At 65.5% G+C, this 24700-nt stretch carries 9 protein-coding genes; 7 read left to right on the top strand and 2 right to left on the bottom strand.

The window, feature by feature from the left end:
- Nucleotides 1–166: 166 nt before the first annotated feature.
- The 4 genes from C1Y63_RS05870 to C1Y63_RS05855 all read left to right on the top strand — a co-directional run bounded on the left by C1Y63_RS05870 (nt 167) and on the right by C1Y63_RS05855 (nt 7279).
- The gene (locus tag C1Y63_RS05870; protein ID WP_146128876.1) at nt 167–2215 is read left to right on the top strand and encodes a hypothetical protein; all 2049 of its coding nucleotides are present in this window, start codon (nt 167–169) and stop codon (nt 2213–2215) included.
- Between the two features lie 803 nt (nt 2216–3018).
- Entirely contained in the window at nt 3019–5673 is a 2655-nt protein-coding gene (locus C1Y63_RS05865) for an ATP-dependent Clp protease ATP-binding subunit (RefSeq protein WP_106015538.1), read from the top strand.
- A 14-nt stretch (nt 5674–5687) separates the two neighbouring features.
- On the top strand, nt 5688–5876 hold the full coding sequence (locus tag C1Y63_RS05860) for a DUF4236 domain-containing protein (RefSeq protein WP_106015537.1): 189 nt from the start codon (nt 5688–5690) through the stop codon (nt 5874–5876).
- Nucleotides 5877–6055: 179 nt separating this feature from the next.
- On the top strand, nt 6056–7279 hold the full coding sequence (locus tag C1Y63_RS05855; RefSeq protein ID WP_106015566.1) for a threonine/serine exporter ThrE family protein: 1224 nt from the start codon (nt 6056–6058) through the stop codon (nt 7277–7279).
- On the opposite strand, the gene C1Y63_RS05850 is transcribed toward C1Y63_RS05855, so the two are convergent.
- The gene (locus tag C1Y63_RS05850; protein ID WP_106015536.1) at nt 7276–8163 is read right to left on the bottom strand and encodes an A/G-specific adenine glycosylase; all 888 of its coding nucleotides are present in this window, start codon (nt 8161–8163) and stop codon (nt 7276–7278) included. The genes C1Y63_RS05855 and C1Y63_RS05850 overlap by 4 nt on opposite strands.
- 90 nt (nt 8164–8253) lie before the next feature.
- Here C1Y63_RS05850 and C1Y63_RS05845 point away from each other — a divergent pair, with 90 nt between their 5' ends.
- Both C1Y63_RS05845 and C1Y63_RS05840 read left to right on the top strand, forming a co-directional pair.
- The gene (locus C1Y63_RS05845; RefSeq protein WP_106015535.1) at nt 8254–8865 is read left to right on the top strand and encodes a carbonic anhydrase; all 612 of its coding nucleotides are present in this window, start codon (nt 8254–8256) and stop codon (nt 8863–8865) included.
- A 76-nt stretch (nt 8866–8941) separates the two neighbouring features.
- A complete protein-coding gene (locus C1Y63_RS05840) occupies nt 8942–9553 on the top strand; it encodes a hypothetical protein (protein ID WP_233195600.1) in 612 nt (203 codons plus the stop codon).
- Nucleotides 9554–9591: 38 nt separating this feature from the next.
- On the opposite strand, the gene radA is transcribed toward C1Y63_RS05840, so the two are convergent.
- The gene (gene radA / locus C1Y63_RS05835; protein ID WP_106015533.1) at nt 9592–10947 is read right to left on the bottom strand and encodes a DNA repair protein RadA; all 1356 of its coding nucleotides are present in this window, start codon (nt 10945–10947) and stop codon (nt 9592–9594) included.
- A 497-nt stretch (nt 10948–11444) separates the two neighbouring features.
- Here radA and C1Y63_RS05830 point away from each other — a divergent pair, with 497 nt between their 5' ends.
- Nucleotides 11445–24695, top strand: coding sequence for a DUF11 domain-containing protein (locus C1Y63_RS05830; protein WP_146128875.1), 13251 nt, complete (start codon nt 11445–11447; stop codon nt 24693–24695).
- The last annotated feature ends 5 nt before the right edge of the window (nt 24696–24700 follow it).

The following is a 24700-nucleotide window of genomic DNA, read 5'->3' as shown; positions in this document are numbered from 1 at the left end:
GTGGTTGCCCCTCGGCGCGGGTGCACGAAGAGCGCAGCTACTTGGCTGCGGAAAAGTACCTGGCTAGCGTGAGGGTTGTCTAGCTCTGTCACACGGAGTTTTCCCGTGCTCCTGGGAGTGGTTGAGCGTGACAGTTCACGACAATCCAGCTACATCAGGAGCACCCATGTGTCCTCATCGTGGCGCGCCCACAGCTGCGGTGGCCCTCGCCGTCGCACTGTCCCTGGGCGCCACCCTGGCCGGCACCCCGCCAGCCCAGGCCGACCCCATCCCACCCATCGCGCAGGTGGTCTCCGCCGCGGAGGCGGACGCCCTCGACCTCGGCGCCGGCGAGTCCCCCGGGGGCTTCGCCACGGTCGGCGGCTTCGGGTTCGGCGACTTCGACTCCATCGCCGACCCCGGCATCGACACCCCCTTCGGGCGTTTCGCCCCGGAGCAGATCATCGGCGCGATCGCCCTCGGCGTCGTCGCCCTCATCGGTTTCTTCATCGCCATCATGGGTGGCGGCTCCTCGTCCGGCTCCTCCGGCGGCGGCACGCCCGGCGCGAAGCCGCCGAAGGATACGCCGCAGGACGCCAAGCCCAGCACGAAGCCGTCACCGCCGAAAGACACCCCGCAGGGCGGCAAGGAGGTCTACCCGGGCCTCAACCGCAACGTCATCACCCCGAAGAAGGACACCTACGTCGCCTCCCCGGAGCGCGTCACCGCAGTCCAGGGCATGCTCGGGGAACGGCAGGTGTCCAAGCTGGTGCTGGGCAGCAAGCCCGTGCCGAAAGTTGGCGACATCTACGTCGGCGAAGTCAGTGAGTCCCAGCCCCACGGTGTCCTCGGGCGCATCGTCGCCATTGACGCCACCGGCGGCCTCGCCACCATCACGACCGAGCCGGTCACCCTCGACGATGCCTACGACGAGTTCAGCGTCCACGTCGACATCCCGGACAACCTTGAGCCCATCGTTCCGCCCCGCTACGACAATCGGCTTCGCGGCGGGGGACTCAAGACGCTCGACCCCAAGGTGGTGGAATGCGACCACGACAACATCAAGATCCGCCTCGGCGTTTCGGTGGGGTTCCGCAATGCCAGTGTGGACGCGAACCTCGTCGGCCGTGACAAGGGCATCAAGTTCAGCGGTGCCCTCCATAGCGAGGCAGAAATCCGGGCGAAGGGCAGCACAGGCTTCACCTGCAAGACCGCCGATGATGCACTGGGGGTCTACCCTCCTCTGTTTATCGCCGGCCCGATCACGGGCACGTTCAACCCCCGCTTCAAGTTCGGCAGTGTCCAAGCGGTAGACAATCACTTCAAGGTCACGCAGACAAAGCCCTTCAGTATGTCTCTCGGCACCGGCCGTTTCACGAGCGACTTCCACCTTGGTGACGGTGATCCCGAGTTCACGCAGGAGAGTCAGGCGGAACTCCAGCTGCATGCCAGCGCCGGCGCCGACCTGTTCATTGGCAACAAAATCAAGGAGCTGAAAGCCGCAGTAGGCCTCGAACTCGGTGTCAGGGGTGAGCTCATCGCGAAGCTGCACGCCAAGATCAAAGACCTGAAGATTGAGCAGTGTGTGACCCTCGGCTTCAGCTTCGTGGCGTCGGCGACGTTCACTGCGAAGGCCTTCTTCTTCGGTCTCGAAAGGGGAGGGGAGTGGAAAGTCATGCCTGTCTACGGCAATCCGATGTGCTGGACCATCGCAGACGCGGAGGAGGAGTCGCCTCCGACGACGGAGTCCTTAGGCCCGGAGCCGATCGATGATGAGGACTCCTCGGGATCTGAGCCGCCGAGTGACCCCGTATCCATTCCACGCCTTCCGGAGCCGCCAGCGTCAGGCAACGTCCCGCATGAAGCCGACGGTTTTCCGACAACTACCGATGTCTTCCGCGCCTTAGCAGTAGCGTGGGACCTGGCGTACATAGCCGACGAATGCCCGGATGGATATTCGGTCTTGACTCCACGATTCTTCCTCCCGGAGCGTCCGATGACGCCGGAGGGGGCTGAAGCGTGGATTCGGAGAGATGTATTTGTTCGGAACATTCTGGAGGAGTTCTCACGGGTCCATGACTCGGACGAGTTGGCTGTGTTGACCCTCTTTGGTCGCAGAACGATAGTCCATCTCCCTCAGACACCCGAGGAAGTCGAATACGCGACAGCAGTTCTCAATCGACGGATTGCCCAGATTGTGGACAAAGCTAAGTACTGCGGTCAGCTAGGGGGCTAGGCCGTCATCCGCTCCCGTACGACACCGTGGGATCCTGCCTGTTCGCGATGCATGCAGGGCGCTGGTGTTGTGGGTCGAAAGTGACCGCGGGCGTAGGGCTTCGGATGGCCCCTGCCTGGCGCCATTCGTCTGGGCAGTCCCCCGGGTTCGGAAAAACCCAGCTAGCGTCAGCTGTGCACCGCCCAAATATGGGCCCATTCGTGGGTCGGTGTGAGGTTGCGATCGTCGACTGAGTGGTACCGTGATGACATTGGTGAAGGAGTAGTCATGGTCAGACGCTTGTATGCCCGCAAGGCCGCCGTTGCGCTTGCCGTTGCCCTCTCCCTGGGGGTTCCTCAAGCGGTGTCCCCGCCGGCCATCGCTGCCCCAGCGCATGCTGTTGCCGTCAGCGATCCAGGGGCGCGCCGTCTCATTGGCAATGAGCCCGGCCAGATCTCTTATGCAATGGTGGCGGCAATGATCGGGCTTGTCGTTGTGGTCGTGAACCTTGTGAACAATGGATCCAGTGCAGGAAGCTCAGATCCGGCCTAGCGGCTCCCGCCGTGTCACGGAGAACGCCACGCACTTCTGACGCCCGCGCGCCCCGGGGGTAGGGGTGTGGGCGGATTCTGGCCCCTGTTCGCTACCGGCGTACAGGGGCTTTCGCCGCCTGTGAAGTGGCTGTGGCCTGCGGGTTTGTGGTGTGGTTGCGTGCCTGTGGCTCAACCTGGGGGCGGAAAGCCTGCCGCGCGGGGACTATTCGCTTCGTGGGCGCGTTAGGGTGAGAGCAATAAAAACTAGACCAACGTATGTGAGGGGACGCCATGTTTGAGCGGTTTACCGACCGGGCGCGACGCGTTATCGTGCTGGCGCAGGAAGAGGCTCGCAACCTCAACCACAATTACATCGGCACGGAGCACATCCTCCTCGGCCTCATCGCCGAGGGTGAGGGTGTGGCCGCGAAGGCATTGGAGTCCATGGGCATTAGCCTGTCGGCCGTCCGCCAGGAGGTCGAGGACATTATCGGCCACGGCACCACGCCGCCGCAGGGCCACATTCCTTTTACTCCCCGTGCCAAGAAGGTCCTGGAGCTCTCCCTGCGGGAGGGCCTGCAGATGGGCCACAAGTACATCGGCACCGAGTTCCTGCTCCTCGGCCTCATCCGTGAGGGCGAGGGCGTGGCCGCCCAGGTGTTGGTGAAGCTCGGCGCCGACTTGAAGCGCGTGCGCGCCCAGGTCGTGGAGCTGCTGTCCGGGTACGAGGGCGGCGAGGGCGAGCCCGCGGAGCGTGGCGGCGACCCCGTCGGCGCGGGTTCCCGTTCCGGCGGCCAGGGTGGCGTGGGCGAGCGTTCCAATTCGCTCGTGCTCGACCAGTTCGGCCGCAACCTCACTCAGGCTGCCAAGGACGGCAAGCTGGACCCGGTGGTGGGACGCGAGAACGAAATCGAGCGCCTCATGCAGGTGCTGTCGCGCCGCACGAAGAACAACCCGGTGCTCATCGGTGAGCCCGGTGTGGGTAAGACTGCCGTCGTCGAGGGCCTGGCCCTCGACATTGTCAACGGCAAGGTGCCGGAGACGCTGCGCGATAAGCAGCTGTACTCCCTCGACCTCGGCTCCCTGGTGGCGGGTTCCCGCTACCGCGGTGACTTCGAGGAGCGTCTGAAGAAGGTGCTCAAGGAGATTAACCAGCGCGGCGACATCATCCTGTTCATCGACGAGATTCACACCCTCGTCGGCGCGGGTGCCGCGGAGGGCGCGATCGATGCGGCCTCCTTGCTCAAGCCGAAGCTGGCGCGTGGCGAGCTGCAGACCATTGGTGCGACCACCCTGGATGAGTACCGCAAGCACATCGAGAAGGACGCCGCCCTGGAGCGTCGTTTCCAGCCGGTGACGGTGCCGGAACCGAGCGTCGACATGACGATCGAGATCTTGAAGGGCCTGCGCGACCGCTACGAGGCGCACCACCGCGTGTCGATTACCGATGGGGCGTTGGCGGCCGCCGCGAACCTGTCGGACCGCTACATCAACGACCGTTTCCTGCCGGATAAGGCCGTCGACCTCATTGATGAGGCGGGTGCGCGGATGCGCATCAAGCGGCTGACGGCACCGGCGTCCGTGCGCGCTGTCGACGATGAGATCGCTGACGTGCGCCGCCAGAAGGAAGCCGCGATCGACGCCCAGGACTTCGAGCTCGCTGCCTCCCTGCGCGACAAGGAGCGCACCTTGGGCGAGAAGCGCAAGGAGAAGGAGGAAGCGTGGCGCAACGGCGAACTGGAGGACATCGCCGAGGTCGGCGAGGAGCAGATCGCTGAGGTGCTGGGCGCCTGGACTGGCATCCCGGTGTTCAAGCTGACGCAGGAAGAGTCCTCCCGCCTGCTGCACATGGAGGAGGAGCTCCACAAGCGCATCATCGGCCAGGACGACGCTGTCAAGGCTGTGTCCCGGGCGATTCGCCGCACCCGCGCCGGCCTGAAGGACCCGAAGCGCCCCTCCGGCTCCTTCATCTTCGCCGGCCCCTCCGGTGTCGGTAAGACGGAGCTGTCGAAGGCGCTCGCCGAGTTCCTCTTCGGCGACGAGGATTCCCTCATCCAGATCGACATGGGCGAGTTCCACGACCGCTTCACCGCCTCCCGCCTCTTCGGCGCGCCCCCCGGGTACGTCGGCTACGAGGAGGGCGGCCAGCTCACCGAGAAGGTGCGCCGCAAGCCGTTCAGCGTCATCCTCTTCGACGAGATCGAAAAAGCCCACAAGGAGATCTACAACACCCTCCTGCAGGTGCTGGAGGAAGGCCGCCTCACCGACGGCCAGGGTCGCGTCGTGGACTTCAAGAACACCGTCATGATCTTCACCTCCAACCTCGGCACCCAGGACATCTCCAAGGCCGTGGGCATGGGCTTCTCCGGCGTCGGCGAGTCCGACGAACAGGGCCGCTACGAGCGCATGAAGAACAAGGTGCACGACGAGCTGAAGAAGCACTTCCGCCCCGAGTTCTTGAACCGTATCGATGACGTGGTGGTCTTCCACCAGCTCACCCAGGAGCAGATCGTCGAGATGGTCGACCTGCTGCTCGGTCGCCTGGAGAAGGCGCTGCGCGCCAAGGACATGGGCCTGGAGGTCACCGAGGCCGCCAAGAACCGCCTGGCGAAGCGCGGCTTCGACCCGGTGCTCGGTGCCCGCCCGCTGCGCCGCACCATCCAGCGCGACATCGAAGACACCATGAGTGAGAAGATCCTCTTCGGTGAAATCGGTGCCGGTGAAATCGTCGTCGTCGACATCGACCCCGACAACGAGGCCGGCTACACCTTCACCCCGAAGCCGCGCCCCCTGCCGGAGATCTCCGACGTCTCCCACGAGGTCGCGGAAGCCATCCGCGACGTCGCCGACGCTGCCGACGTCGAGGTGCCGGAAACCGCCACCGCGGAAGAGCTCGAGATCGACAACGCGATCGCCGAGTCCGACGAAGCCGCCGACGAGCGCTAAGCCGGGAGAGCTCGATGTCACGGTCCCCGCTCGAAGGCTTCAGCTACCGCAAGCGCAAGAAGGTCGGCAAGAACTCGTGGATTAACGTCTCCAAGTCCGGGGTGAGCGGCTCCACCCGCATCGGCCCGGTGACGTTCAACTCCCGCGGCGGGCTGTGGGTCCGCCTGCCCGGCGGGTTCACCTTCCGCGGCCGCTGGCGCTAAGCCCACCCCCGCCCATTAACCCCGCACGCCACAGCCGTGGTGTGCGGGGTTTTTGCCTGTGGACGCCGCCCGCGCAGTGGTGCTAAGCCTGAAGGACACCCTTCGGCGTGAAGAAAGGCCCCTTTGTCGTGGCACCCAGTGACACCACCGCACCCGACGACCACACCGCCCAGCTGCAGATGGGCGTCGAAGCCGACGCCGTGCTGCGGCTGGGCCTGCTGCTCATGGGGGCCGGCACCTCCGGGTACCGGGTCATGCGGGCGATGAAGCGCGCGGCCCGCGCACTGGGGTTCACCCGCCTCGACGCGGTCGTCACCGTTAACACCATCACCTGCACTTTCCACCGGGGGAAACGCTTCCGCACGGTGGTGGCGAACCACCACAACCCCACGGTGGATGCCTCCCGCATTGAAGCGCTCGAGGATCTTTCCCACTCCCTGCACCAGCCGATCACGGTGGGCGAGTTGACGAAGAAACTCGACGACATTGAGACGCTGGTGACGCACCGCTGGCCGCTGCCCATCGTGTGCCTGGCGGCGGGGTTTGCGTGCGCGGCGTTCGCGATCCTCAACCACTATCCCCTCGCGGAGGCTGCCGCCGTGTTCCTCGCCGCCGTCTGCGGCCAGTGCGTGCGCGGCCTGCTCATCCGCAAGCACTTCGTCACCCCGGGCGCGGTGGGGGCGGCCACGTTGGTGGCGTGCCTGGTGTACTACCTGTGCGCCACGACGCTGGACCTGGCGCCCGGCTATGTGGCGGCGGTGCTCTTCGTCATCCCTGGTTTCCCCCTGTACAGCGCGATGCTGGACTTGGCGCGCTTCGATATTTCGGCGGGCCTGTCGCGGCTCACCTACGCGCTGGTCATCATGACGGCGGCGACGCTGGTGGTTAGCGTCTTCGGCATGGTGACGGGGATGTCGCCGCTGCCGGCGGTGACGACGAGCCTGCCGTGGTGGGGTGCGGCACTGGCCAGCCTGCTGGGCATCGGCGGCTTCGCGTTCCTGTTCAACTCCTCGAAGCGGATGATCCTCATTGCCGCCTCGGTGGGGTGTGTGGCGAACCTCGTGCGCCTGGTCATGAGTGGGGTGTGGGGGTGGCCGCCGCAGCTGGCGGCGTTTGCTGCGGGTGTACTCATCGGGCTCATTGCGGCGGCGATTGCGCGTCCGGCCCGCCTGCCGCGGATCACGATGACGGTGCCGGCGGCGGTGATTATGGTGCCGGGGGCGGCGATGTATCAGGCGACGTATGCGCTCAACCAGCATGACATTGATGGGGCGTTGGCGCAGGCGACGACGGCCGCCCTCATCGTCGTCTACATCAGCGCCGGCCTGGCTGTCAGCCGCATGCTCACTGACAAGGATTGGGCGTTGGGCCGGCTCATCGACTTCGACAAGCCGCTGCGCTAGGGCAGCAGCAGCCGGGCACCCTCGGCGCGGGCGAGCCCGTCGGCGACGAGCGATTCCGCGCACTGTTGTTTCTGCGCCTCATTCTCCCAGGCCACCTCTGCCAGGGTCACCCCCTGGGGTGCGGCGCGCAGGGCGGCCATGATGCGGCCCCGGCACTGCCGGTCCGTGCCGGTGAACTTCTGCACCCGCTTGCTGCGCAGCTGCTCTGCGGTGGGGGCGGGTTTCCCGGCCGCCACCCACGCGCACCCCGGTGCCAGCGGGCAGGCGTCGCAGTGGGCGGCCCGCGCCTGGCACACCAGGGCCCCGAGCTCCATGAGTGCGAGCGGCACGGTGGCGGCCAGCGCCCGCACATCGGCCGGATCCTCGCGTGTCGGCATGAACCGGGCGACGAGCGTCTTATCGGCGACCCGGGGTGGGGGAGTGAGGAACTGGGCGGAGAAATACCGGTGCGCCACCCGGCGCACATTCGTATCGATGGCGGGGATGTGCTGCTTGTAGTGGAAGCACGCCACCGCCGCTGCCGTATACGCCCCCACCCCCGGCAGGGCAGTCAACTCATCAATATCCCGGGGCACCACCCCGTCGTGGCGGTCGACGATCGCGCGGGCCGCCTCCTGCAGTCGCAGGGCCCGCCGCGGGTAGCCCAGCGTGCCCCAGGCGCGCAGCACGTGTGCGGTGGGGGCCTCCGCCAGGGCGCGCGGCGTCGGCCAGCGCGCCACCCACTGCCGCCACGGCTCCGCCACGCGGGCGACGGGGGTTTGCTGGCTCATCACTTCGCTGACGAGCACCCCGTAGGCGGTGGTGTCGGGGGCCCGCCACGGCAAGTCGCGGGCGTGGGCGGCAAACCACGCCCCCAGGGCGCGGACGAGTTCGGCGCGGTGCATGCGGCTACTCTACGGCTGGCCCCCACAGGGGGTGAAAAGTACCGCGTGGGCGCATGAGTTTTTCTTCCCCCGTGGTGCACAATAGGGGGCATGGCTATTGAACGAACCCCGCAGGCCGTGTGGCGCAGCCTCCAGGAGGGCAACGAGCGCTTCATGCACTTCCAGGAGGAACGCCCCAACCAGGATCAGGGGCGCCGCTCCCAGCTCACCCAGGGGCAGGACCCCATCGCGGCGGTGCTGGCGTGCAGTGACTCCCGGGTGCCGGTGGAGATGATCTTCGACCAGGGTTTGGGCGACGTGTTCGTCATCCGCACCGCCGGTGAAATCACCGACCTGGCGGTCATGGGTTCGCTCGAGTACGCGGTGGAGTCCCTCCACGTGCCGCTCATCGTCATCATGGGCCACGAGTCCTGCGGCGCGGTCGCCGCCACCCAGGCTGCCCTCGACGGGCATGAAATCCCCGGCGGATACCAGCGGGTCCTCATCGAGAAGGTGAGCCCCTCGATCCTGGAGGCCCGCGCCGCAGGCTGCACCACCACCGCCGAGTTTGAGGCCTACCACGTCGCCGAAACCGTCGACATGGTGCTCAGCCGCTCCCCGGAGATCAAGGCCAAGGTGTCCAAGGGCGAGCTCGGGGTGGTGGGTGTGCGCTACCGCCTGTCTGATGGCATGGCGGAGCCCGTCGCCAGCCTCGGGATCTGAGAAGTTCAACGAGAGAGGACAACCCGTGACTACTCGCGCACCCCTGCCGCCGGAGGTGTACTACCGGCGCCGCCGCATGGCGGCCGCCGTGGTGCTCGTGCTCCTGGTGCTCCTCATCGTCGGCATCATCAGTCTGTTCACCGGCGGCGAGGAAGAGCCCGCCCCGGAGGCCGCCGCCGTGACGAGCACCCGGCCCGCGGCCGCCCAATCGGAGGACGTGCAGGCCTCCGAGGTGACGACCGCGCCCGCGGAACCCACCACCACGAGCAGCACCCCGCCGGCCGCGCCGGCGAAGAAGACCTGCGCCCTGGAGGACCTGGTCATCACCGCGAACTCGGACCGGCCGAGCTACGACGAGTCGACCCAGCCGACGTTCTACATGACGGTGAAAAACCCCACCGCCGCCGACTGCACCATCGACCTCGGCAAGGATGTGCTGCGCTTCGAGGTGTACGACATGCACAGCAACCGCCGGGTGTGGTCGGATGTGGACTGTAACCCGCCGGAGGATTCCCGCACCCGCACCTTCGCCGCCGGCGCCGAGGTGTATTACGAAGCCCAGTGGTCCCGCACGACGAGCGCCCCGAATGCGTGCAAGGACCGCCAGCCGGTGCCGGCCGGTGCGTACTACCTGCACACCCTCGTCGGCAGTAATCACTCCGACGCCCACCCCTTCAACCTGCGCTAAACAGTGAACCCCGCACCACCTGGTGGTGCGGGGTTGTGTTATTTCAGGCCGACGGCGCGGAGCGCGTCCGCGAGGGTGGCGACCTCGTGCGCGCCGTCGACCCCGGAGCCGTGAGGGACGATGGCGTGCGGGTAGCCGAGGCGGCGGGCCTCGTTGATGCGGCGTTCGATGCCGTGGACGCGGCGGATTTCGCCGGCGAGGCCCACCTCCCCGAGGATGACGGTGCCCTGGGGGATGGGAGTGCCGCGGGCCGCGGAGGCGGTGGCGACGGCGACCGCGAGATCGGAGGCCGGTTCCCCGATCTTCATGCCGCCGACGGTGGCGATGTAGACCTCCTTGTCGGCGGTGACAAGTCCCGCCCGGGCGGCGAGGACGGCGAGCACCATCGGCACCCGGGTGGCGTCCAGGCCGGTGACGGCCCGGCGGGGATTCTTCGCCGGGGTGTCGACGAGGAGGGATTGCACTTCGGCGAGGATGGGGCGCACCCCATCCATGGCGACGGTGACGGCGGTGCCGTCGGGGGTGCCCTGCTGGTGGGAGAGGAACAACCCGGAGGGGTCGGCGACCTCGTGGATGCCGTCCCCGTGCTGTTCGAAGCAGCCGACCTCGTCGGTCGCACCGAAGCGGTTTTTGATGCCGCGGAGCATCCGCAGGGAGGAGTGCCGGTCGCCCTCAAAGTTGAGCACCACGTCGACCAGGTGCTCCAGTGTGCGGGGGCCGGCGACCTGGCCGTCCTTGGTGACGTGGCCGACGAGGATGACGGGCAGGTTGCGGGTCTTCGCGAGCGACGTCAGTGCCGCCGTCACGGCCCGGGATTGGGCGACGCCGCCGGCCACGCCGTCGACGCCGGAGGCGTGCATCGTCTGCACCGAGTCGACGATGAGGAGGCTGGGGCGGATGGCGTCGACGTGGCCGAAGACGACGTCGAGGTTGGATTCGGCGGCCAGGTACAAGGTGTCGACGAGGCCGCCGGTGCGTTCCGCCCGCAGGCGCACTTGGCCGGCGGACTCTTCGGCGGTGACGTAGAGGGCGGTGCGGCCGTCGGTGCCCGCCCAGCGGGCCGCGACCTCCAGCAGCAGGGTGGACTTGCCGACGCCGGGTTCGCCGGCGAGCAGCACCACGGAGCCCGGCACGATGCCGTGCCCGAGCACCCGGTCGAGCTCCCCGATGCCCGTCGGCCAGGCCTGGGCGGCGGTCGCCGCGACGGCGGTGATCTTCTGCGCCGGGTTCGTCGGTGCCAGGCTGCGGGGCGCGGCGGTAGGGGTGCCGGGGGCGGCCTCCACATGCTCGGCGAGGGTGCCCCACGCCCCGCACTCGGGGCAGCGGCCCAACCACTTGGGGCTGGAGTACCCGCACTCGGAACAGACGTGGGTGGTGCGCTGCTTTTTAGCCATGGGTCGATAGTACCGATGACGTAGCACGACGATGATGGATTCTGGCGGCAAGGAGGTGACCTGTGTGGCAACCACTGTCATATGCGCCCGTGAGCTTCGTCATATTCACAGTGTGGGGAGTGTGGTGCATGGCCGCGTTGGGCCGCACGGGAATCTCGGCAGGTGACGCGGACGCAACGGCTCATCCTGGGGGTAGGTCAAAAGGGTGACACTGGTGTCATTCCGTGACCTGGTGTGACTTTTCGGGCGATGTGTCACCCCCGGGTGGGGGCATAGTCCTCAGGTTGTGAATTTTATGCATTTGTGCAGGCCGGATGGCCTGCCTGTCGAGGTAGCACATGAGACGAGCCTGAGAAAATTGTTTGATTTTGGTGTGACTATTTGGAAACATGGGGGTGCTGGCCTGGGCACACGTGTACCTTGCGCGCGTCCACCTCGGCGGTCACCCCGCCGCAAAGGCCCAGGCAAAACCCCTGACACCCATCAACGGAGTATCAATGCCCAAGACAAGTCTGGTTCGAGACTTCGCCACCCGCGTGGTGGCGCTGCTCGGATCCCTCTTTGTCGTCATCGCTCTGGTGGCAAGCCCGCCCGCTGTGCTGGCGCAGGAGACCCCTGCGCCCGCCCCGGCGGATGCTGCAGCAGCGCCTGCGGCAGCTGATGATGACCTCATCACTGCTGCAGCTGCCGACAGTGACGATGACGTGTACGGCCCCGGATCCGTCACTTACCGTGACGACGGCGCCGTCATTAAGTTCAACACCGCGCTGGCCGGTGCGGGTCGCGGACAGAAGCCCGGGACCGCATCGAATCTGAGCGACGGGCCCTGTGTCATCAACGAGAAGAATGGCTATGCCCTCGGTGATGAAAGCCCGGAGGACAACAACATGTGTGCGGGCGACAAGGCCACGTACCAGCTGTCGTTCTCTGTGGAAACCGGCCCGAAGGACCGCGAGCTGCGCCTCACTCCTTTCTGGGAGACCATTGAGGCATTGCCTGGCCAGGCGGCGCCGACGCAGAGCCCGGAGATCGTTTTCGACCTCGTGGCCACCACCGGTGTGACGTACAAGAAGAACACTGATGGTTCCTACACCTTCAACTTCAAGCAGCTTGACGGTGCAACGTACGCCATCGCCTGGAAGGGTACGGCGAGCACCAAGGAGCCCCGCAGCCTGAGCCAAAAGCAGGGCGGCACCTATGGTCTCGGCGTGCGCGTCGAGGGTATTGAAGGCAAGGAAGTCACCGAACTCGGTGTCGCGCACACGGAGCGCAAGCTCAACGTGCTTGAGGCGAACCGCTACGATCAGCAGATCCTTGTGCAGAACGCCGACCCGGTGTGGACCACCTTCGGCGGCGACTCTGCCGGCTCGACCGACTTTTCTCCGACGGCTCCCGCCGGTGAATGTATCGCCGACGACGAGACTGGTGCACAGGTGGGCACCCGCTACCGTGGCGTGTCCGCGAAGGCTAATCTGCCGCGTTCCTGGAACGAGGTGACCGGCGTCATCATGCCGAAGGTCAATGGCAAGGAGTACTACAACAAGCACCTTGGCATCACCAACAGCATCTCCGCTGACCAGCTGACGCGCGCCACCCTGGACCTGGCTGGCGCTGACTGGGGCAAGGAAGTGCTGGCGTTCTACGACGGCAAGCCCGTCGAAACGAAGCTTGACGACAAGGGCAACCCCTACATCGACGCCCGCTACACCAGTGCGAACCCGAAGGTTCTTGGCGGCTTGTCGCACCCTGCGCTGTTCAAGTTCTACATCCCCGAAAACCGTCTGCAGCTCGGTGCGAACTCGTACATGATGCGCATGGATGTCGTCGACGCGGAAGGTAACCCGACCAAGTCGCTCGAATCGCTCCAGGGCGACGGCATTAACGTGCCGCCGTTCGCGGGCAATGCTGCCCTCGGCAACAATGTTGTCGACCCCGGTAACGGCCAGGAGTGCTCCGTCTCCACGGCCGACGCTGCCCAGGGTTCTGTTGAGGGGCGCGGCGGCATCAAGAACAACAACTGTGGCAAGACCACCATCACCGTCGAGAAGGAATGTGTTCCCGGCGATAAGCAGTGTGGTGTGACCCAGAAGTTCGATTCCCGTCGTAACTCGAACCCCAGTGCTGAAAATGTCGACTGGGTGTCGATGGCGGACAGCAACCTCGACGTGGAACCGCTCGACCAGGCGGACGTGAAGATCATCCTCGCCCCCGACGCGGTGAAGCAGGATCCCCGGATCTGCATCGGTTGGACCGCCGGCGATCAGTATGTCGCCGAAAACTTCCTCAAGGGCCCCGGTGGCGGTCGTCTGCAGGACGCGTTCCCGAACGCAAAGATTTATCTGACCACCGAGTCTGGTGACGGCACCAACTGCGACAAGCTCAACTGGGAGACCGTCTACGATGCCGATAAGGGCATCAACCGGGACTTCAACGCCGTTGTTGGCAGCCTGACGAAGATCTCCGGCTTCTACATTGCGCTGCCGGGTGTCAAGCTGTCTGAGCGTCCCATCACGATCCAGTACATGGTCAAGGGCGCGAACCCGACCAACTTGGAAGCTGCTCCGAAGGCTGAATCCAAGGCTGGCGGCACCTACTCGATTACCAAGAATTACGCCACTGTGACGGGTGGCTGCATGGAGCCCAAGAAGCTCGAATCCCGCATTCTGTTCTCCCGCCCGAAGGCTGGAGTGTCGAAGGTGGACTTGAGCTACAAGGCTCCCGAGGTGCTGACTCTGGGTCGCCAGAAGTACGTCGTGAAGTCCGTTCCGGGCATTAAATTCGTCAACGGCCTCAACGCCGTGAACTCCACCATCCTCGATACGGACAACAAGCCTGTTCAGGTCGTGCACCGCACCTACCTGTCGAAGTGTCTGGATGTGGACGTCGACCTGCTGCCGAAGAACTCCCGTTTCATTGGCGGCCCGGCTTCCGATGACCCGAGCGACTGTGGCTTCGATGCCAACCGCTACATCGAGCAGACCTGGGCGCTGGGCACCGAGCCCTCGACCGACCCGTACAACCAGCCGTGGTACACCCCGGAAGAGTTTGAAAAGTACCAGGCTACGTACCTGAAGAATCCGGCCACATCTGACACCCCCTTCAGTGGCAAGTACTTCGGCACGAAGCAGAACCTCCTCGAGTTCCCGGTGTTCACCCCCGTGTGGGCGGCACCGAACAACCACTTCAAGGTGCTGGACACGTGGAGTCTGACTGGTACTCCGAACGTTGATCCCAACGCGACGCCCTTCACTGACACCCTGTCCGCACAGCCGGGCCAAGATGTCAAGGTGATCAGCAAGGTGACCTGGGGCCCCAAGGGGCAGCCGGAGCCGGCAGCCTACGAGCCGCTGGACTCCCAGTCCAATGGTATTGAGATCACGATCCCCGCTGTGGACGTCGTGTTGGCGCAGAAGGCCGCCATGGATTCGCTGGTTCCGGTGAACAACAAGTTCACCCACGCCGTGAACATCCAGAACCAGACGAAGGCCTCCTTCGGTCCGTCGGACTACATCGACCTGCTGCCTTACAACGGTGATGGTCGCGGCACCAAGTACTCCGGTGAGTACTGGCTCGAAGAGATGCCCCGCTACGCGGGTGACGACCAGTCCCTGCCGATCGAATACACCACCGCACCCTCGGCTTCGATTTCCCAGTGCCCGCCCACCGCGTCCGAAGAGGACTTGGTGCTGTGCCAGGCAATGGCCGAAAAGTGGGGCCGCAGCGTTGATGCGAAGCGCAACGACTCGACGTGGGAGGTGCTGACTCCCGAGGTTATCGAGAAGCAGCGCGGCCCGAACAAGGGTCCGCGTATCACCGCACTGCGTTTCCAGTCGAAGTCCTTCGTGTCTGAGGCGAACCGCACCTACTACATTCCGATGGGTACGGACCGCAACAACAACGGCGATATCTACGCCAACTCCATTGGTGTGGTCTCCATTAGCCCGTCCGAGGACGGCAAGCTGCAGGGCGCCCCGGGTGCCCCGGCGCCGGATGCTGTCGAAACCGAGGTGTACTCCGGCCTCATTTCCGGCACCATCTACGAAGACAAGAACCGTGACGGTGACGATAACGACGGTGACATCCCCGCGCCGACCGCGCACGTGGTGAAGCTTCTCCGTTGCTACGCGGAGGCCGACGGCAGCGAACGCTGTGACGAGCGGCCCTACGCCGAGACCGTGGTGCCCGCCGGCCAGGGCGACTACGCCTTCGACAACCTGCCTGCAGGTAACTACAAGGTCGTCGTCACTCCGGCCTCCGACCAGGAGATCAACACCGAGTCCGGCAAGGACAAGGCCAATGTGGGTTCCTGGACCTCCGGCACCTTGATCATCAACGGCTTCAGCCCCGTCCGTAACGGCGGCGAGCGCGAGGCCATCAAGGACGTCGACTTTGGCTACTACGTGGCCGAGCCGAAGATCACCCTGGACAAGACTGTCAACGATCCCGAGGTCGGCCGCGATCTCGACGGCGACGCCACCTTCACCCTCGAGGGTAAGAACGCCGGCGACGTGCCGCTCACCGAGGTCGTCTTGAAGGACGTCTTCGTGCGCGACCCGCAGCTCGAGCTCGAGTGCGTCTACTTCGACGCCGCTGGTCAGGAAATGGAGCCCGTCGCATCCGACGAGGCGGACGACTCGCTGACCGCAGAGTCGACCGATGACGATGATGACGATGACGGAGAGGTTCCGATGAGCCTGCCGGTCCGCGCGAAGCGTGACCTGTCCGGCTCCGGCGCCAGCATCCTCGACGAGCCCGGCATCAACCTTGGTGTGGGCGAAGGCTACCGCTGTACCGCAGTGTGGCCGAAGGGCAGCATCACCCAGGAAGACATCGACAAGCAGACCAACCTCCTCAACACCGCGACGATCACGGGTAAGTACAACTCCCGCGTCGTCGACGATAAGGGCGAGGCGAAGGTTCCGCTCGTCGAGCGTAAGCCGCACCTCACGTTGACCAAGAAGGTCGACAATGAGAAGAGCGTCGAAAAGAACGTCGGCGAGAAGGCCCAGTTCACCATCGCTGTTGTCAACGACGGCAACGTGTCCATGAACCACGTCGCCATCGACGACGACTTCGGCGGCAAGGTCTTCACCGAACCGCTGACCTGTGTCTTCGAAGGCACCGAGGACGAGTTCGTGCTCGGGACGGATACCCTCGCTCCCGGCGAGGAGATCCTGTGCTCTGCGACCTATGAGGTGACCCAGGCTGACCTGGATGCCCAGCGCGATCTGCCGAATAAGGCGACGCCGAAGGGCGACTACTTCACCACGGAAGACAACCGTGCACCGTTCGTCGGCGACCCCGACACGGCCACGATCGTCATCCCGAAGGAAGACCCGGCCATCGAGGTCGTCAAGGCTGTCCGTAACCTCGACGATGACACCAGCTTCGATCGCGGTGCACTCGCTGGCAACAACGAGCGCGTCGAGTACCAGGTGGTCTTCACCAACACGGGCAAGGTCACGCTCCGCGACGTCACGTTCGAGGACGTGAACAACGGCACCGCCGTTGAGAACGCCACCATCCGGTGTGAAGACTCCGAGGGCGGCTACTTCCCGATCGACGGCACCCGTGCACTTGCACCGGGCAAGACGATCACCTGTACCTACGTGCTGACGACGCCAGGGTCGATGATCGACACCCAGGAAGACATGGTCAATCGCGTGGCTGTGACGGGTACGGCAACGAACCCGCGCAACCCCGACGAGAGCACCACGGTCACCGGTGAAGATTCCGTCACCGTGACTCCGAAGGCGCAGTCGCCGGGCCTGACGATCGACAAGTTCGTCGGCGCCGACCGCTACTCCGCGACCGAGGAGACCATCGAGCGCGGCCTCAACCAGTCCGCAACCTTCGCCATTACGCTGCGGAACACGGGTAACACCACCCTGAGCAACGTCGTCGTCAAGGACGAGTGGGCCGGTCGTGCACCGCTCGCCCTCAACTGCGACAACGGCTGGAACAGCGGCGATACCCTCGGCGCTGGTGACGAGGTCGTCTGCTACGCCACCTACGAGGTGACGCAGGACGACATCGACAACCAGAAGGAGCTGCCCAACACCGCCTCCGCCACGGGCGAATCCCCCCAGGGTGAGCTCATCGACGGCGGCGAAGCGACCGCCACGGTGACCGTCCCCGCCATCGACGGCGAGCTCAAGCTCGTCAAGATGGTCGACGGCCGCAACTCCAAGGAGAACGTCAAGGCCGGTGACGTCGTCACCTGGACCGCGCGTATCACCAACGAGTCCAACGTGCGCGCCACCAAGGTGAAGTTCACCGACGACTTCCGCGGTGTCACCTTCACCTGTAAGGACTCCGACAACAAGGAGTTCGCGCTCAACGGCGAGGACACCCTCGAGGTCGGCAAGACGCTGCTGTGCTCCGGCCAGTACACCGTCACCCAGGCCGACGTCGACGAGGGCGTCAAGATCGAGAACATTGCCCAGGTCAACTACCACAAGGGCAACCCGGACAACTCCCCGGAGGAGTCCCTCGAGGACCCGGCGGATATCAGCCCCGTGCCGACGCAGCCCGCCATCAAGGTGGTCAAGGCAGCCCGCGAGGAGTCCGCTCCGATCGACGAAGCCGAGCCGCAGAACTACAAGGCGAAGGCTGCCGGCGAGAAGGTGCTCTTCGACTTCTGGGTCACCAACACCGGTAACACCACCCTCCACCGCGTCAACCTGGTCGACACCTTCGACTACAACGGTGAGGGCAGTTACCGTGAGGGCGCTGCCGCCACCCCGGCGTTCACCTGCTTCGACGGCGAGACCGAGGTCAACCCCGCCGAGCTGGAGTTCGCCCCCGGGGCGAAGCTGCGCTGCACCCTGAACGAGGCGTACGAGGTCACCCAGGCCGACGTCAACGTGGGCCGCGACATCGTCAACCTCGTCGAGGTCACCGCCGGTACCCGCAAGGATCCGGCGGATGAGAAGAACGTCGCCGTCGAGGACAAGTCGACCGCGACCGTCACGATGCCGCCGGCAACGCCGTCCATCAAGCTGACCAAGCGCATCAACGGCAAGAAGGCCGAGCGCGTCGAGGTCGGCCAGGAAGGCGTGTTCACCATTACCGTGGAGAACCGCGGTAACGTCACCCTGACGAAGGCGAACATTGTGGACTCCTTCGCCGAGGGCCGCAACAAGCCGGCTCTCGAGCTGCGCGAGTGCACCAACGCCGCCACCGGTGACGCCATCGACCCGGCGAACTTCACCTTCAACCCCGGCGAGATCGTCACCTGCGTGACCTCCGGGTACCAGGTGACCCAGGACGACCTGGAATACCAGGTCCCGCTGGAGAACACCGCCGAAGTCACTGCCGTGTTCGACAAGGGCAACGGCCAGGAGGTCCCCGTCAACGATGACGACGAGGCCACCATCACCGTTCCGGGCTCCGTGCCCAACATGGAACTGGTGAAGACCGTCGCAGGCGCCAAGGACGGCAACTACCGCAACACCGTCAAGCGGAACGCGGGCGAGTCCGCCTTCTTCCGCATCACCGGCGGCAACACCGGTAACGTCACCCTGCGCAACGTCACCCTCGCGGACAAGTGGGCCAAGGAGCCCGCACTGTCCGTGACCTGTGCCATGGACGCCGACCCGACCCGGACCTTCGTGCCCGGCGACGTCATCGACGCCCTCGCACCGGGTGAGATGTTCACCTGTGTGGCGGAATACCCCGTCACCCAGGACGATCAGGACGCGCAGGAGTCCCTGCGCAACGACGCCACCCTCACCGGCACCTACACCAACGGCTACGGTGTGGAGACCCCGCTCAAGCAGGACTCCGACGCCACCGTCGTCATGCGTGATGCCGATGGCCACCTGACGCTGAACAAGACTGTCAACGATGCCAAGGATGTGACCCTCGCCAGCGGCGGCGCCGCCAACTGGGTCATCACCGGCACTAACGACGGTAACGTCACCTTGACGGATGTGAAGCTGGGCGACACCTACCCCAAGGGCAAGGACAAGCCGACCTTCGAGTGCGACATCGACGGCACCGCCTTCGACCTCGGCGACAAGGTCACCCTGGCCCCCGGCCAGAGCTTCACCTGCCGCGCCAACGTGCCCGACTTCGTCACCATCGACGACGTCGTGGCCGGCGACGACCTCGTCAACACCGCCGACGTGAGCTACAGCTACACCAACGCGGACGGCGACAAGGTCACTGACACCGCCGAGTCTTCTGCCACCGTCCACGTCGTCGACGCCCAGCCGGCCTTCGAGCTGGTCAAGACCGTCGACTACGACGCGCAGAACCCCGCGAACAAGAGCATCGCTCTGTCCGCAGGGGAGACCGCCTACTTCCAGATCGTCGGCACCAACACCGGCAACGTCCCCCTCGAGGACGTCCGCCTCGACGACGTCTGGGCCAAGGGCAAGGCGAAGCTCGACTGTGGTGACTTCCGCGACGGCAAGACCCTGGCCGTCGGCGACAAGTTCACCTGCACCTTCGCCTACGAAGTCACCGCCGATGATGTTGAGGCCGGCAAGGACCTGCCCAACACCGTCACCATGACCGCGAAGTTCCGCGACACCGACCTCGAGCCGAAGTCCGACACCGCTACTGTCACCGTGCCCGCCACGGAGACCGAGCTGCGCCTGGACAAGAAGCTCGTCGGCGAGCGCAAGGATCCCTTCGTCGCCGGTGACCGCGTCTCTTACGAGTTCGTTGTCACCAACTCCGGCACCACCACCCTCCACGGCGCGGAGATCACCGACCAGGTGCTCACCAGCCGCGGCGTGACCGTGGACTGCCCGGACGTGGAGATCCCCGCCAACGGCGGCACCGTCACCTGCACCTCCGGCGAGCTGACGCTCACCGCCGAGGATGCGAAGGCCGGCAAGCTGGTCAACACCGCCACCGCGACCGCACTGCGCCCGAACCAGACGAAGGACACCCCGGTTCCCAACCGGCCGACGTCGAACCCGGACGTGGAGACCGTCACCGTGGGCCTGCCGACCCTGGCGATCGAGAAGTCCGCGCTCAACACCGCCCCGGTGTTGGAGAACGGCAACATCGTCTGGCGCATCACCGTCGAGAACAACTCGCAGCTCCCTGTGGAGAAGGTGAAGATCGCCGACGAGCAGCTCGACGTCGCCTCCGACGTGGAGTGCCACCCCGGCACCGAGCGCGCCGGCGCGAAGCTGAAGCCGGGCAACCTGGGCACCCTGAACCCGGGCGAGAAGGCCACCTGCTGGCTGACCGTCCCGCTGAAGAAGGCCCCGGAGCCCGACGAGTTCGGTGAAATCCACAACACCGCCGCCGTCAACGGCCTCTACGGTGACACCCCGGTCTACGCCGAAGACTCCGAGCCGACCGACGCCGCCGTCGTGCGCGTCGTCACCGAGTCCTCGCTGAAGCTGGACAAGGCCGTCGCCGAGGACCGCGTGTACAAGGAAGGGGAGAAGGTCACCTACACCTTCACCCTGACCAACACCGGCAAGGTGTCCATCACCGACCTCACCGTCGACGACCCGATGCTCGCCGAGAAGCCCTTCACCTGTGCTGCAGGGCCGCTCGAGCCGGGCACCTCCGTCACCTGCCCGGGCCCGGAGTACACCATCACCGAGGCTGATGCCCGCGCCGGCCGCGTCACCAACGTGGCCGTCGCCCAGGGTGTCCCCGCCTACGGCAAGTCCGTCCAGTCCAACCCGGACCGGGAGACCATCCGCACCGAACGGGACCCCGACCCGGCTCCGTCCATGAGCCTGGTCAAGGAGATCACCGGCGGCGACGAGTACCGTGCAGGCGATCTCGTCACCTACACCTTCACCGTCACCAACACCGGTAACACCCCGATCGAGGGCGTGAAGGTCATCGACCCGATGCTCGGTGAGCCGATCGAGTGCGGCGACCTGCCGCTCAACAAGACGATCACCTGCTCCGGCACCTACACGGTCAAGCCCGAGGACAACGGCATGGTGCGTAACACCGCGCACGCAGAATCCGGCGACGTCGTCTCCAACGACTCCACCGCCACCTTCTACGTGCCGAAGCCACTCGTGCCCGGCGTGAAGCTGGACAAGGCCATCGTTGGTGGTTCCGTCTACGCCGTGGGTGAGAACGTGACGTACACCTTCACTGTCACCAACACCGGCGACGTTGATCTCCACCGCGTGGAGGTCACCGACCCGATGTTCGGCGGCGTCGTGTGCGCCGTCGACAGCCTGCCGGTGGGCGCGACCGCGACCTGCGGTCAGGCCACCCACCCCGTGACTGTCGCCGACCAGGAGGCACGCACCGTCGTCAACACCGCAGTGGTGGGTGCCCTCGACCCCAACGACCAGCAGGTCCCGGGCAACGAGGACACCGCCACCTTCACCGTGACGCAGGCGCAGCCCGCCCTCGAGCTTGCGAAGGCCATCGATGGTGGTTCTGAGTACGCCGTGGGTGCGGAGGTGACCTACACCTTCACTGTGACCAACACTGGTGATGTGGATCTGCACGATGTGATGATCACGGACCGCATGTTCGGTGAGGAGCCGTTCCTGTGTAAGGCCGGTACTCTGCCGAAGGGCGAGTCGATGACGTGTGACCCGCAGACCCACAAGGTCACCGAGGCTGATAAGGCCAAGGGGACTGTGGTGAATGTGGCGACTGCGTCTGCGAAGGATCCGGCTGAGAAGCCGGTGGCTTCTGGCCCGGCGACTGCTGAGTTCCGGGTGACTCCGGACGGTCCGTCGAGCCTCGAGCTTGCGAAGGCCATCAAGGGCGCGACCGAGTACACGGTCGGTGACACCGTCACCTACGAGTTCACGGTCACCAACACTGGTGATGTGGATCTGCATGATGTGATGATCACGGACCGTATGTTCGGTGAGGAGCCGTTCCTGTGTAAGGCCGGTACTTTGCCGAAGGGCGAGTCGATGACGTGTGAGCCGAAGACCCACACCGTTTCTGAGGCTGATAAGGCCAAGGGGACTGTGGTGAACGTGGCAACTGCGTCCGCGAAGGATCCGGCTGAGAAGCCGGTGGCTTCCGGCCCGGCGACTGCTGAGTTCCGGGTGCCCGCCGAGGGTCCCTCCAGCATCGCGCTGGAGAAGACCATCAAGGGCGCGACCGAGTACACGGTGGGTGACACCGTCACCTACGAGTTCACGGTCACCAACACGGGTAACACCCCGGTCAGCAACGTGATGATCACCGACCTGATGTTCGGCGAGGAGCCGTTCGAGTGCGGTGCGACGACGCTTGCTCCGAAGGCGAAGACGACGTGCGAGAAGACCCACAAGGTCACCGAGGCTGACGCCAAGGCCGTCACCGTCGTCAACGTTGCCCAGGCTTCTGCCACCGGCGCCAACGGCCGGCCGGTGCAGTCCAACCAGGCGAACGCCAAGTTCACCGTGCCGCCGGCAGTGGTTCCGGGCGCAGCTTCCCTGAAGCTGACGAAGGCCATCGACGGCGCCACCGAGTACGCCGAAGGCGAGCTCGTGAAGTACGTGTTCACCCTGGAGAACACTGGCCTGCAGAAGCTGACGAACGTCCACGTCGACGATCCGATGTTCACCTCGGTGGAGTGCCTCGCTACGGAGCTGGCTCCGGGCGAGACCACCACCTGTACCGCCACCCACGTGGTGTCCGGTGTCGATGCTGCGGCAAAGACCGTCATCAACACCGCCACCGCTGCGGGTGAGGACGAGTTCGGCGCCACTGTCGAGTCCAACCCGGACAAGGCAGTGTTCACGGTCCCGGCCCCGGTCGTGGTTCCGGCGAACTCCTCCATCGCGCTGGTGAAGTCCATCAAGGGCGGCACCGAGTACACCGTCGACCAGCTCGTCACCTACGAGTTCACCGTCACCAACACCGGTGAGACGACGCTGAAGAACGTCACCGTCGCGGACCGCATGTTCGGCGAAGAGCCCTTCGTGTGCGTTGAGTCGGAGCTTGCTCCGGGTGCGACGACGACGTGCGAGAAGACCCACAAGGTCACCGAGGCTGACGCCAAGGCCGGCAAGGTCGTCAACGTGGCATCGGCTGCGGGTGTGGATCCGTCTGGTACCCAGGTGAACTCCACCCCGGCCATCGCCGAGTTCACGGTTCCCGCCGCCCCGGGTGCTCCGCGCATCGCGCTGGAGAAGACCATCAACGGCGTCAACCAGTACGCCGTTGGCGAGAAGGTGACCTACACCTTCACTGTCACCAACACCGGCGCAGTGGACCTGGACAAGGTTGTGGTGAGTGACCCGATGTTCGGCGAGGACTTCACCTGTGGTGAGGGCGCGCTGAAGGTTGGCGAGTCCACCACCTGCACGAAGACTCACATCGTCACCGAGGCTGATGCTAAGGCTGGCACTGTGGTCAACGTGGCCACCGCCAAGGGCGTGGACCCGAAGGGCACCCCGGTGTCCTCCACCCCGGCGACTGCCGAGTTCACGGTTCCCGCCCCGGGTGCCCCGTCGATCGCCATCGACAAGGCCATCACCGGCGGCACCGTGTACACGGTCGGCGAGAAGGTGACCTACACCTTCACCGTCACCAACACTGGCGCAGTGGATCTGGACAAGGTTGTGGTGAGCGACCCGATGTTCGGCGAGGACTTCACCTGTGGTGAGGGCGCGCTGAAGGTCGGCGAGTCCACCACCTGCACGAAGACTCACATCGTCACCGAGGCTGATGCCAAGGCTGGCACTGTGGTCAACGTGGCCACCGCCAAGGGCGTCGATGCTGCCCGCCCGGAGCTGGCCGTTGTGTCCGCCCCGGATCACGCAGAGTTCACGGTGCCCGCACCGGTGAAGAACCCGGCGATCGGCCTGAAGAAGACCATCAAGGGCAACACCTCCTACGCCGTGGGCGACACCGTCACCTACGAGTTCACCGTCACCAACACCGGTGATGTGGACCTGGTGAAGGTTGTGGTCTCCGACGCGATGTTCGGCGACACCTTTACCTGCGGTGAGGGCGAGCTCAAGGTCGGCGAGTCGACCACCTGCACCAAGACCCACAAGGTCACGGAGGCAGACGCAGCCATCGGCCGCGTGGTCAACACCGCCACCGCGAAGGGCCTGCCGGTCACCCCGAACGGCACCGAGGTCACCTCCCCGGTCGCCGAGGCGGAGTTCACCGTCCCGACGGTGACCGTGGATGCCCCGGCCCTGGCGCTCGTCAAGCGTGCCGACCAGGCCGGCCCGGTGAAGGAAGGCCAGTCCCTGACCTACACCTTCACCGTGACCAACACGGGCAACACGACCCTGGAGAACATCCGCATCAACGACCCGAAGGTCGGCGCGGTGACCTGTGAGGCCACCACCCTCGAGCCGGGCCAGTCCACCACGTGCCGCTCCAGCGAGTACACGGTGACTGCCAAGGATGCAGCGGACGGCGCTGTGGTCAACGTGGCCACCGCCACCGGCACCACCGGCGAGACCACGGTGACCTCCAACGAGTCCGAGTCCCGCGTGCCCGCCGGGAAGCAGGAGGAATCCTCCAGCATCCCGCTGTGGCCGCTGCTCCCGGGCCTGCTGATCCCGGCAATCATCGGCGGTGGTTCCTCCACCCCGACGCCGCCGGCACCGCCTGCCGCAGAGGTTCCGGCCCAGCCGGCACCGCAGCCGCAGCCGCAGCAGCCCGCGCAGCCCGCACCGGCAACGAAGCTGCCGGAGAAGGGCATCCCGCGGACCCTCGCTGAGGTTCGTTACCTCGCCAACACTGGTGCTTCCGTCATCGGTGTTGTGGGTGGCGGCGCGATCCTGATCGTGCTTGGCTCCCTGCTGGTGGGCGCGTCCCGCCGCCGTAAGCAGGACTAACCCCC

The organism is Corynebacterium sp. 13CS0277 (assembly GCF_002994655.1).
In the GTDB taxonomy this organism is placed as follows: domain Bacteria; phylum Actinomycetota; class Actinomycetes; order Mycobacteriales; family Mycobacteriaceae; genus Corynebacterium.
The sequence above is the reverse complement of the archived record's forward strand: the minus strand, read 5'-3'. Positions and strand labels throughout refer to the sequence as shown.